The 10,857-nt window shown below is 40.0% G+C and carries 11 protein-coding genes (1 of these 11 running past the window's edge); 8 read left to right on the forward strand and 3 right to left on the reverse strand.

Annotation, left to right across the window (positions count from 1 at the left end; genetic code table 11):
- Positions 1-11 precede the first annotated feature (11 nt).
- Entirely contained in the window at positions 12-905 is an 894-nt protein-coding gene (locus tag LEP1GSC062_RS03975) for an IS3 family transposase (RefSeq protein WP_020983482.1), read from the reverse strand.
- A complete protein-coding gene (locus LEP1GSC062_RS24225; protein ID WP_020983526.1) occupies positions 902-1,177 on the reverse strand; it encodes a transposase in 276 nt (91 codons plus the stop codon). The genes LEP1GSC062_RS03975 and LEP1GSC062_RS24225 overlap by 4 nt, the downstream gene beginning before the upstream one ends.
- A 736-nt stretch (positions 1,178-1,913) precedes the next feature.
- Between LEP1GSC062_RS24225 and lsa26 the strand changes: the two genes are divergently transcribed.
- Entirely contained in the window at positions 1,914-2,657 is a 744-nt protein-coding gene (gene lsa26 / locus LEP1GSC062_RS03985) for a surface adhesion protein Lsa26 (RefSeq protein WP_020983481.1), read from the forward strand.
- Between the two features lie 105 nt (positions 2,658-2,762).
- Here lsa26 and LEP1GSC062_RS03990 read toward each other — a convergent pair whose 3' ends face one another.
- Entirely contained in the window at positions 2,763-4,517 is a 1,755-nt protein-coding gene (locus LEP1GSC062_RS03990) for a M23 family metallopeptidase (protein ID WP_051201225.1), read from the reverse strand.
- A 102-nt stretch (positions 4,518-4,619) separates the two neighbouring features.
- Between LEP1GSC062_RS03990 and lptE the strand changes: the two genes are divergently transcribed.
- The 7 genes from lptE to LEP1GSC062_RS04030 all read left to right on the forward strand — a co-directional run.
- Positions 4,620-5,180, forward strand: coding sequence for an LPS assembly lipoprotein LptE (gene lptE, locus LEP1GSC062_RS03995; RefSeq protein WP_010578591.1), 561 nt, complete (start codon positions 4,620-4,622; stop codon positions 5,178-5,180).
- Between the two features lie 31 nt (positions 5,181-5,211).
- The gene (locus LEP1GSC062_RS04000; protein WP_002614343.1) at positions 5,212-5,694 is read left to right on the forward strand and encodes a Fur family transcriptional regulator; all 483 of its coding nucleotides are present in this window, start codon (positions 5,212-5,214) and stop codon (positions 5,692-5,694) included.
- Positions 5,691-6,815: a tRNA guanosine(34) transglycosylase Tgt gene (gene tgt, locus LEP1GSC062_RS04005; protein WP_010578589.1), complete on the forward strand. Its 1,125-nt coding sequence runs from the start codon at positions 5,691-5,693 to the stop codon at positions 6,813-6,815. Before LEP1GSC062_RS04000 ends, tgt begins: the two co-directional genes overlap by 4 nt.
- 69 nt (positions 6,816-6,884) lie before the next feature.
- Positions 6,885-7,220, forward strand: coding sequence for an STAS domain-containing protein (locus tag LEP1GSC062_RS04010; RefSeq protein ID WP_000406878.1), 336 nt, complete (start codon positions 6,885-6,887; stop codon positions 7,218-7,220).
- A gap of 47 nt (positions 7,221-7,267) precedes the next feature.
- Positions 7,268-8,917: a lipoprotein LipL71 gene (locus tag LEP1GSC062_RS04015; protein WP_020983495.1), complete on the forward strand. Its 1,650-nt coding sequence runs from the start codon at positions 7,268-7,270 to the stop codon at positions 8,915-8,917.
- A 525-nt stretch (positions 8,918-9,442) separates the two neighbouring features.
- Positions 9,443-10,357: a carboxylating nicotinate-nucleotide diphosphorylase gene (gene nadC / locus LEP1GSC062_RS04025; protein ID WP_020983491.1), complete on the forward strand. Its 915-nt coding sequence runs from the start codon at positions 9,443-9,445 to the stop codon at positions 10,355-10,357.
- 5 nt (positions 10,358-10,362) lie between these two features.
- Positions 10,363-10,857, forward strand: partial view of a RelA/SpoT family protein gene (locus tag LEP1GSC062_RS04030; protein WP_010578585.1) — the 5' end (the start) only. It continues 1,530 nt past the right edge of the window; only the first 495 of its 2,025 coding nucleotides appear in the window; it begins with the start codon at positions 10,363-10,365; its stop codon lies beyond the right edge, outside the window.

Genomic DNA, 10,857 nt, shown 5'->3' on the forward strand with positions numbered 1-10,857 from the left:
AACGGACATGGCTATGCAGTAATTCTTTCTCTGAACTCGACTGGTGTAAGATAGCCTAAAGCCGAGTGTCTTCTCTTTCTGTTGTAATATCTTTCGATATAGTCAAACAGAAAATATTGTGCCTCCCTTATTGTGTTGAATTTCCTTCTGTAAACCTCCTCAACTTTCAAAGTTTTAAAGAACGATTCCAGGAAACTCAACGGAACGCTTTCTATGAATCGCGTTCCGGGAGCATTGTCATAGCAGTTGCCTTTTCTACTCATACTCTGGACGAACTCATTCGTATTTAATACTTNTCTAAAGTCATCGCTTGCATATTGAACTCCTCTATCGGAATGAAATATGACTTCTTTTGGATATCTCCTACGAGAAAGAGCTTTCTCAAAGGCCTTCAAGAGATGTTCCGTTTCCAATGTCGAACCCAATTCCCAACCAATGATCTCTCGATTGAAAAGATCTTTGATCGCAAATAGATAAATCCATTTCCCGTTGATCGGTATGTAAGTAATATCTGAGAGCCAAATCTGATTCAATCCATCCGACTTGAAAACTTGATCCAAAAGATTAGGAGCAACAGGAAGTTTGTGCTTCGAGTTCGTGGTCACAGGACGAAAAGAACGCTTCCGATCGGCTTTTAAACCCATTTTATACATTCTTCTGTAAACTCGATTCTTAGATACGACAATCCCTTCCGATCGTAAGTCTTGATGAACTCGTAAATATCCAGATCTACCCTCATGCTCTTCAAATAGACGGCGAATTCTTTCGTCTAACTCTTGATTTGACTTTACTCTTTCGCTATCTTCTCGTTTCAACCAATCATAATAGCCGCTCTTGGATACATTCAGAATCTTGCATATCTTCTTTACTGGGAAATGATTCTTTTCTATATATGTATATTTCATTTCCTTGGTTTCAAGAAGATGGCCACGGACTTTTTTAAAATCTCCCTCTCCTCCGCCACTTCCAAGAGTTCTTTCCTTAAACGTTCATTCTCTGCTCGAAGTTCATCTTGGAACGGGCCATCATCCGTCAGATACTTTTTCTTCCAGTTTATCAAGGTATTCACGGAGACTCCCAAATCTTTTGAGATCTGAGTCATTGATTTCCTGGACTTTATCAGGAGTTCAACCGTGTTCTTCTTAAATTCTTCGTCATATTGGGTTTTACGAGCCATGCTTTTTATCCTTTTTCTTTTGCACGACCGTGTCCACTAATTCGGGGGAAGTTCAGTTAGAGGTTGAGAGCGAACAGGCTGAATGGGGGTGGGTAAATTCAGTTCATGAGCGATCCTCATTTTACTGAATTTCTTACTTTGTGTTTCTGGAGCTAAGGAAAGAGATTGGGGTCGGTTGTCTTTCCACTGTAGAAACGAAACGGAATTTTACCCAGAACCCAAATATGCAGAAAAACCGGTTCAAGATGAACTTCAGAGTTTTCATATCAATCAAGTAATAAAACAAAAGGCAGGAACTTAAAACGAGGAAGTCTGTTTATTATTCTGAAAAAATAGTCGAGGAACTGTTCAAAAGTAATCACGGCTTTTTTGAAAACTCAGATTTTTATTGCGAAGAGACTCGGGATTCGAAAAAACTCGGTGGACCTTTACTTCTCAAAATTCAAATGACGTTTTTCAAGAATCACGTTGTAAATTATGGTGGATTCCTCAGCGTTATGGTTCTAAACAAGTTGCAGTCAGCAATCGTTAAATGCTACAATCTACCTTGTAAGAAGTAGGAGCCCTGGCAAATATTCTTTCTATGAATCAGCCGAACATCTAAGTGCTGTTGAGATGATACCAGTTTTTTAGGAAAGGGTTTAATTTTTTGAATCGGTTAAATATTTCTTGAAAATGAAATGTTATCCTTACATTGTTTGAATCTTAAAAACTTAAGAAAATTTTGGAGTGTATAATGTTCAGGAATTTTAAAAAAACTAGTGCTTTGTTTTTCTCTATCGGGTCTTTGTTTTTTTCTTTTTCTTCGGTTTTCGCTTTAGGAACTTATTCGGAAGGTTGGGCAGTTGTGAGACTTATTCAGTTTGAAAGTCGAGGAATAATTTTCGATTCTCATGAAGGTCTTTTAGAATTTACCACTTATGATAAATCTGAAAAGTGTGAAGCGTCGAAAGATGAATGTTTTACTCCTTTGAAAGAAAAGATCGAATTTTCCGTTCGCCCTGAAAATGGAGAAGTCGTAAATTTTTTAAATAATAATGTAAACCAAGAAATTTTAGTTCAGTATAGGATTCATAAAATTGAGCCAATTGCCCTTTCTACGGATTTTGAAATAATCGGAGCACAAAAACAAATTACTACGATTCCAAAAGAGGCGCCGGATAAAATTATCGTGGGTAAATCCGGATCAAAAAGAAATTTTTCCGTTTCTGGAAGAATTCTTAAATTAGAATATCAAGGAACTGTAATTGGAACTTATGAAGGTTTGTATCTGGATGAAGTTCGTGGTAAGGTCCATCCTTTTTCTATAACCAACGAGGAGATTGCCGCGTTTGCTTGGAATACGATGAAGTTTGGAACTAAATACTATATTGGCATTTCTGTAGCTTTTGCGACCGGTTGGAGAAAATCGGATTATGATATTTTTGAAATTAATTATAATTCTTCTGCCGGCGGAGTTTATATGGATTCAAAAAAATAACTGAATTTCTTAGATGGAGTATTTTTTTAAAGAGGTCGGTAAACCGACTTCTTTAAAAAGAATCATTCGATAGACGAAGGGTTGTCGAAGAGCAATACGAAAAATTTATCCTTGATCATTCTCCGGTATTTTTTCCAAATCAATAAGGTCGGTTAACCAGTCGGAAAGATTACCGGCTCTATCTTTAATTCTTGCTTGAAGTAAAAGTCTTCTTTTGAATTTTCCGAAAGAACTCGGAATTTTGACAAGGATCACTTTACGATCGGGTTCAAATTCGTACGGAAATATTTGTCCATCTAAAAAGATTTCGGCCCCGCCCGCATAACCTGAACCGACATCGGATACGGAATACATTCTTTCTATCACTGAAGATGGTCGGACCTCCGGCGTAAATCTATGACGGGAGATTAAAAACGGATGACCGATTCTTGGTTTGGAACGATCTTCTAGGACGGCAATGATCCCGATCTTATTCAAAACTGCGCTTGTTCCTCCATTTTCAGAAGTCGTTTTTAAAATTATCCAGCGTTTGGTGCCTTCTTCGAGTAAATAAAGGTTTTCTCCTCTACCAAGTTTTTTCCCTTTCCATAGAAATTTTGCATCTCCCGACCAACTAATTCCGGTCGATTCGATTTCAATGAGCTCGCTTTTTAAAATTAAACCTTCGGGTAACAGGTTTTCGCGAGGAGTTCCGACCTTTTCAAAGAGAATATTCCCTTTTCCGAATGTATTCCCTTTCGGAGTCTTGAGTAGGAATTTATTGTCTTGAGAGGAATATTCCGTTGGGGTTGTTTTTGTTACATGTCCTTTGAAACCGGAATTGAAAATTTTGAACTTCAAGGAAGAGCGGTTTTCTTCTTTGTCTTCGGCTATAATTTCCAAAGAGATTTCTTGGTTTTCTGAAAATTCTCTCAGGTCGATGCTGGATCTTAAAGAAGGAAAAAGATTATAAACATAAACAGGGGGATTGAGGGATGAACGGTTTGAATCATAAATTGACTGATGGTCTCTTGCTTCCGCATAACTCATCTTTTCAAACTTTCTTTCATAGAGAATTTTTCCATCAAACATGAATTTTGCGGAATAAAGGTTGTTCTTGTTATGGGAGTTCATTCTATCAAACGCACCGAGTTTGATTCTCACTTCCCCACCGAGTTTCAAAGGTTCGGAATCATTCAATTCATAGATTCCATCTTCTTTTTTTTTAAGAGGAATTCTAAATTTTTGGCCGTCTGAAGAATCGATGTATAGAACCAGTAATTCAGGCGGAGTTTTGTCTCGATCGTTCATCTTAAGATACGCAAGCGGGTTGAATGTGCTTCCGTTTCCGTGAAGTTCAAAGTGTAAATGGGGAACTCCCGTTCCTGATTCTCCGATTCTCGCAATTGACTGTCCTTGTTTTATGGAGAATTGATGATCTAGAAACTTTACGGAAAAGATTCCATCGTTTAAAAGATGAAGTGCCTGTCTTAAATTTTCCAGTTCTTTCTTGACGCCTTCTAAATTGAATAGGTGCGCAAATTTAGCCCGTAACCCGGAAGAAGAACGAAGCATTAAGTTGAGTCCGTATCCTGTAGGAGATTCGGAGACGGATTCCACAATCCCGTTAAAAGGAGCGATTGCCGGAAAACCATTGAGATGAAAGGTTTTAAAATCGGCTCCCATGTGGAGGTGATGTGTTCTATATTCTGCAAAAGAACCGGAGACCGGAGTTTGAATTTCCATTGGAAATCGAAGTTTTCCTTGTAATTCAGGAAAAAGAAGTGATTCTGGTCGGTCTTCCGCTTTCAATCCTTTCGCTAGTAAGATGAAAGCAAAGAGAAGAACAGCATAAGTCGAAAAAGCAAAAAATCTTTTCATCTTCCGAAAAAACTGAGCCAAAAATCGGAATTTGTAAAGCCGAAAAGGAGCCGTAAAAAAACTCCTTGCGCGGAGGTCCGACCACAAAAGACCTTTCTAACTATGTTTATTGTCCGACTGGCGGTCCTGATTGTAGTCGTATTACAATTTTATCACTGCACTTATTTCATGAGAGAACCCGGAAATCCTCCGAAAATTGACGGGGTTCCGATTCCGGACGATCAGCGAAGACTTTATGTCCAAAATTTCAGAAACAATTCGTACGGAATGGGAATTCAAACTTTACTTACGGAACTCGTTCGAGCTGAGATAGATACCAGAGGAAGATTCCTTCAGACTAGAGAAAAATCAATCGCGAGTTATCGACTTTACGGAGAAGTAGTGCACTATCAGCTTGTCGGAAATCTACTCGATCAAGGGGGGCAATCTATTTCTAGAGAGATGCTCGTAATTGTTCGACTTGAACTTCAAAAGGTGGGAGGGCAAAAAATACTATTAGAAAGAGAGGAGATACCGGTAAGAATCATATTTTCTGATCAAGTTGGGTTTAGGGAGAGCGAAATTCAGGCTCAAGCCAGACTTTTGAAAATTATGGCGATTCGAATTGCGGAAGAGGTGGAACGAGCTTGGTATTTTTCTATTGCCGGAAAGATCGATCCCTGATAATCTTGACCCGTTCCTTGGACAATCTTATATGAATCGAGAAAAACAGGAAGCCATTCTAAACAAAGCGGAACCCGCGGTCCGTATGGAAATGCAGACCTTTTCAGAATATCTACAGAAAGAAGGTTTAAAAATTACCAACCAGAGAATGCTGGTCGCTGAAAGAATATTTTCCCTTCACAATCATTTCACAGCGGAAGGACTTTTAGAGGAATTCAAGGATCAAAGAGATCAAATTTCCAAAGCTACAATTTATAGGATTCTTTCCATAATGGTTTCTGCGGGCTTATTGCAAGAGCATAATTTCGGAAAGGATTATAAATATTACGAACATATCATAGGACACAAGCATCACGACCATATCATCTGTACGGTCTGCGGAAAAATCGTGGAATTTATGGATGAAAGAATCGAACAACTTCAAGAACAGGCCGCAAAAGACAACGGTTTTAAAATCACGGGTCATAGCCTTAACATCTATGGAACTTGCAACGAACATTCTGCCGGTAGATGATTTTTCAGACCACTTCCGAAGATCTTCGAACTAGAGCCAGAACCGGAATTCTAAATCTCAATGGAGTGACGCTGGAAACTCCGGTGTTCATGCCCGTAGGAACAAGGGGGGTCGTAAAAACCCTTTCTACCGACGATCTGGAAGAACTTGAGTATTCTTTAATATTAGGAAATACGTATCATCTTTATCTCAGGCCCGGGACTTCTGTGCTGGAACGTTTTGGAGGGCTTAAGAAATTTTCGACCTGGAAACGGGCGCTCCTTACCGATAGCGGAGGCTATCAGGTTTTCAGTCTTAACTCTCTATTTAAGTACGAGCAAGACGGGGTTCGTTTTCAATCTCACATCGACGGAAGCAGGCATTATTTTACTCCTAATTCGGTTATAGACATACAAAGGAGTATCGGCTCCGATATCATGATGGTCTTGGACGACTGCGCACCTTTCGATTCCAGTCCGGAAAGACTGAGACAATCTTTGGACCGAACGCATCGATGGGCGGAAATGTCGGTGGAATATTGGGAAAAGAATAAGAATTCCTCTCATCTTTTCGGAATCTTTCAAGGTGGAATTGATCTTGGTCTTCGATTGGAGAGTTTGCAAAAGATCGTCTCTCTTCCATTCGATGGAGTTGCAATCGGAGGGCTTTCAGTCGGAGAACCGCGTAAGGATTTCATTCGAATTTTGGAAGGAGTTTCTGCTTATACGGATCGAAATCGTCCTCTCTATTTGATGGGAGTGGGAACCGTTCCGGATATTTTGGATGGAGTGAAGAATGGAGTTGATATGTTCGACTGCGTGCTTCCGACTCGAAATGCAAGAAACGGTCAGGTTTTTACATCTTTAGGAAAAATCAATCTTAGAAATGAAAAATGGAAGAGTTCCGATGCGCCTATGGATCCGCATTGCGGCTGTAAGGTGTGCAAAAGATATAGCATCGGATATATCAGACACTTACATCACGTGGGGGAGATCACCGCATTCTCGCTTTCGACATATCATAATTTGTACTTTATGAAAAATTTTCTTTCAGAGATTCAGAAGTCTATTCAAGCGGGTGAATTTTTAAAGATCTATGCCAAGTGGAAAAATTTGTACGAAAAGCCTGAATTTTCCGGTTGACTATTTAAAGAATCGACTTTCCCTTAGTAAGCTGGCTGGAAAGAAATAGAAAGGAGTTGCTGATCATTTATGGAAATAACCAGAAGAGAAAGCGGGAACATTGTCATTCTGGACATAAACGGAGAAATCGATCTCTACAATGCCCCAGAAATTAAAGATGTCATCGCTAAACTCATCGAGGAACAAAAATATTATACAATCATCAACCTGGAAAAAGTTTCCTACATTGATTCTTCTGGTATTGGCGCTCTAATTTCCAGTCTTTCCAACCTGAAGAAATATCAGGGCGGACTTAAAATTATCAACGTCTCCGGATCCGTAAGAAAAGTGTTTGAGCTAACTAAGCTGACTTCTTTTTTTGAGATTTTTGATAATGAGTCAGAGGCAGTGTCTGCCTTTAAATGAGATCGGATCATAATTTTATCCTACCTTTTCTGAAACCTGGTGCTGCAATGAAATCAACTCAAAGAAAAATACTTTCTTCTTTTATAATCTTACTTGCAGGATTTTTTATTTCCTGTGGAGCCGAACTTCCGATTCAAGAGTTAAGTGATGCGAAAAACTCCATCACAAGAGCGAAGTCCGCAGGTGCTGAAAAATATGCTCCGGCGGAATTAGAGGAAGCTCGTAAAAACCTACTTACTGCACATCAAAAGGCCTCGGAAGAAAATCTTGCAGAGACAAAAAAATCCGCGTTGTATGCGAGAGCAAAAGCTCTGGATGCTTCTGAGAAGTCTTTTCCGTTTTCCGTAGATGAGGTTCGTAAAGAATCCAGTGTCGCAATCGAATCGGCTGAAGAGGCTTATGCTTCTCAACTCGCTTCGGAACCTTATAATACTTCTGTACAACTTCGTAAAGAAGGCGATGCGCTTCGTGAAACTGCGGATCGTACTTTGGAATCTTATCCTAAAGAATCCGGAGACGATGGAAAACTTAGAATGAGGCTCGCGGCATTCGATCAATACGAAGCTTCTCGCCAAAAATATACGGATTCTAAAAAAGCTGCGGACGAATCGAAAGTGTTAGCACTTTCTCAAAAACAACAATTAATCGATTCTCTTGCGGATATCGAAAAGAATTTAAACGATGCGGATAAATACGCAGAAGGAAACGATCCGGAAGTTTCTGAAACGAGAAATCGCTTGGAGTCCGCCAAGGCCAAGATCGAAGAAGGGAAGATTCGGGATGGATACGCGGAGATCGATGATATCCGTAAAAAATCCGGAGAGCTTGTTGCAAAGAATATTAAGGTTTATGCTGAAAAGCAGAAGGAACTTGCAAAACAAAGTGTAGCATCAGCCACTACAAAATTGGCTTCTTTTGATAGAAATAAAATCAATGCATCTAGAGATTTTCAGGTTTCTTACCAAAGAGCGGAGGAAAACCTAAAAGCCGCGGAAGAGTCCAGAGTATCCGCGGAAGATTTATATACTTCTGAAAAATACGAAGATTCAATTTCTCGTTCCGAAGAAGCGATCCGTCTTTCTAGAATTGTCGTAGACCAGGTTATTGAACTAGCTGAAAGAATAGAAAGAAAAATGGCTAGTGATAGTGTTGCGGGCCGTGATACAAAAACTGGAACTGACGGTCAAAGGGATCCTAAAAATCAATCCACAACGGATGGTAAAAATTCCTCTACAAAAATGGGGAAAGACGGTTTGCCGGAAGGTTGGAAACGTTATGTGGTTCGTAAAAAAGTTCCAGCCGATTGTCTTTGGAGAATCGCAAAAGATAAAAGGCATTATGGAACTGCGAAACTGTGGAGAAGAATTTACGAGGCAAATCGTAACAAAATCAGAAATCCGAATTTGATTTATCCGAAACAAGTGCTGTTGATTCCACCTAAGAAAGGTCCAACTCAACTTAACAAGGTTCGGGATTCGCGTAAAAAGAAACCTGCTACGGAAGAAGTGGAAGCGATTGAAGCCGACCAGAAACCTGCATCTCCTGCAGAAGAGTCTGAATCCGGGGACGTGGATAATAAGAAAAAGGCCGAAACAATGACTCCTCCAACGACTGAAGATGAGTCTGCGGAAAATGATGAAATCACTCCTGAAGAAGAGAATGGAGGAGAGGAAGAAAATCCGGAAAATCTTCAATAATTGTGAAAGAGGTTTCATGAAAAAAAGGCCCGGTTGTAAAACCGGGCCTTTTTGTTTGTGGTTACCACTACTCCACTTTTTACAGAAGAATTTTTACTCGTGAAAAATAAATATTCGCTTTAGGCAGAAACGAATTCCATTAGAATTCCAAGCAGAATCGGCAATGTAGCGATCATGGCTGCAACAATATTCGTTCCACCTTGTTTTCTTAATTTTTCATTTGCTTTTGAATTCAAAAATTTGATTCTCCTTTAATAAGAATAGAGTTGTTGAAAAATTAATCCTCTGTCCGTTTCTACCCTATTGAAATGGGCATTTGAAGCGGTTTTGTTAAACTGAAATCATGGAATTTTTCAACAACTCTAATATATAGAAATCAACAGATTGGATGAGAGTAAATTCGCTTCGTCAATTCCTCCGGTTTCAAAAAAATCCGGCACTCCAACCGAATCCTGGTCGGAATTCCGGTACCCAAAAATCTACGACGATCGCTTATTTTGAGATTTTAACCGGAAATTCACTTGATTGTGGTTTTCCGATTGTAAAACTCTCTTTTGGATTCAAATGAAACGCGCCTATACTCATCCGGTTTCGTCCGTAAGTTATCAAGACTATGAAACCTTGGTAAAACTCGCTTGGGAAGAGGATTGTCCGGAAGAAGATATCACCTCCGTTTCTCTTTTTACTCCTGATCAGAAAGCCACGGCGAGTTTGAACGCGAGAGAGTCCGGAATCCTTTGTGGGACCGGTGTATTAGAAGTATTGAATGTTTTTTCGGAGAATCAAATCCGGTCGGAACTTTTAAAACAAGATGCAGAAAGTTTCCAAAAAGGCGATACCCTTTTGAGAGTCCAAGGCAATCTCGTTCAAATCCTCAGAATAGAACGAATTTTATTAAACTTTCTTCAATATCTTTCCGGAATTTCCACTCGAACCGGAGAAGTCGTTCAAAAATACGGACAAAAAGGTCTGATGATTCTCGATACGCGCAAAACTCTTCCGGGGTATCGCAAACTCGCAAAATATGCGGTTTATTGTGGGGGCGGGAGCAATCATAGACTTAATCTTTCCGAGATGGCAATGATTAAAGATAATCATCTCGCGATGTATTCTTCCTTTCGTGAACCTGTGGAAAAAATCAAAGCTCGTTTTCCGGGTAAAATTGTGGAAGTTGAAGTCGATTCTCTCTTACAACTCGAAGAAGCGATAGGTTCGGGGGCCGATGTGATTCTACTCGATAATTTTTCTTTGGAAGATACGAAGTCTGCGTATTCTATTCTCAAACAAAAGGCGCCTAACGTTCAAATTGAGTTTTCCGGAGGAATCACTCCCGAAAAATTAGAAGCACTCTCGGAATTTTCGGGAGCCGGTGTTAGTATGGGTTATCTAACGCATACGACTCGTTTTCTAGATCTCGGTTTGGATATAGAGCAACACTAACAACTATGGGATTTGTGAAAGCTCCTGCAACTAAAGATATGCTTCTGGAAGGAGTTCGTGAAACGCTCGGAGAGCGCGCCTATGAGTCCGTTCAAAAGGCGTATGACGTTTCCGAACGAGCACATCAGGGACAATTTCGTCTTTCGGGAGAACCTTATATCGTCCACCCGCTTCAAGTGGGATTTATTCTTTACGAGCTAGGTCTGGACGAAAAAGTCATCTGCGCCGGTCTTCTTCATGACGTCATTGAGGACACCCAGTATTCTCGAGACGATATGATCCGAGATTTCGGAGAAGACATCACCGATCTAGTGGAAGGTGTCACTAAAATCTCTAAGATCAAAAGCCAATCCAAGGAGACCGAGGCGGCGGAGAATATCCGAAAGATTATCGTAGCGACAATCAAAGATATCCGGGTTATTCTCATCAAACTTGCGGATAAAACTCATAATATGAGAACTCTTTCGTTCCAACTTCCGGAAAAACAAAGAAGAATCGCT

The organism is Leptospira alexanderi serovar Manhao 3 str. L 60 (genome assembly GCF_000243815.2).
GTDB classification, from domain to species: Bacteria; Spirochaetota; Leptospiria; order Leptospirales; family Leptospiraceae; genus Leptospira; species Leptospira alexanderi.

Coding starts and splice junctions, on each gene's coding strand:
- LEP1GSC062_RS04000 (WP_002614343.1), top strand. CDS start 5,212: ATGAATCGAGAAAAACAGGAAGCCATTCTAAACAAAGCGGAACCCGCG.
- lsa26 (WP_020983481.1), top strand. CDS start 1,914: ATGTTCAGGAATTTTAAAAAAACTAGTGCTTTGTTTTTCTCTATCGGG.
- LEP1GSC062_RS24225 (WP_020983526.1), bottom strand. CDS start 1,177: ATGGCTCGTAAAACCCAATATGACGAAGAATTTAAGAAGAACACGGTT.
- tgt (WP_010578589.1), top strand. CDS start 5,691: ATGATTTTTCAGACCACTTCCGAAGATCTTCGAACTAGAGCCAGAACC.
- LEP1GSC062_RS04010 (WP_000406878.1), top strand. CDS start 6,885: ATGGAAATAACCAGAAGAGAAAGCGGGAACATTGTCATTCTGGACATA.
- LEP1GSC062_RS03990 (WP_051201225.1), bottom strand. CDS start 4,517: ATGAAAAGATTTTTTGCTTTTTCGACTTATGCTGTTCTTCTCTTTGCT.
- LEP1GSC062_RS04015 (WP_020983495.1), top strand. CDS start 7,268: ATGAAATCAACTCAAAGAAAAATACTTTCTTCTTTTATAATCTTACTT.
- lptE (WP_010578591.1), top strand. CDS start 4,620: ATGTTTATTGTCCGACTGGCGGTCCTGATTGTAGTCGTATTACAATTT.